Raw genomic sequence first — 333 nt, forward strand, 5'->3', positions numbered from 1 at the left:
CTAAGGATATTACGGAAACTTACACTAGGTTATCAAATCTTATTCAGTTTTGAGAGATTTAATCTTTCAATTAATAGACGCTTTTTTGGGCCTATAGCTCAGCTGGTTTAGAGCGCACGCCTGATAAGCGTGAGGTCGATGGTTCGAGTCCATTTAGGCCCATCACCGGTCCAATCCGGATATATGGGGAATTAGCTCAGCTGGGAGAGCACCTGCTTTGCAAGCAGGAGGTCAGCGGTTCGATCCCGCTATTCTCCATTGATGCGTAAGCATCTTAATTATTTTGTTCTTTGAAAACTAGATATTATTAATTTCTATATTGAATTTGTATAA

The 333-nt window shown here is 40.2% G+C and carries 2 tRNA genes; both read left to right on the forward strand.

Annotation, left to right across the window (positions count from 1 at the left end):
* Positions 1-87: 87 nt before the first annotated feature.
* Positions 88-162 (forward strand) — tRNA-Ile (locus FD06_RS03130).
* Between the two features lie 23 nt (positions 163-185).
* Positions 186-258 (forward strand) — tRNA-Ala (locus FD06_RS03135).
* Positions 259-333: the final 75 nt, after the last annotated feature.

This window comes from Apilactobacillus ozensis DSM 23829 = JCM 17196 (genome assembly GCF_001435995.1).
Lineage (GTDB): Bacteria > Bacillota > Bacilli > Lactobacillales > Lactobacillaceae > Apilactobacillus > Apilactobacillus ozensis.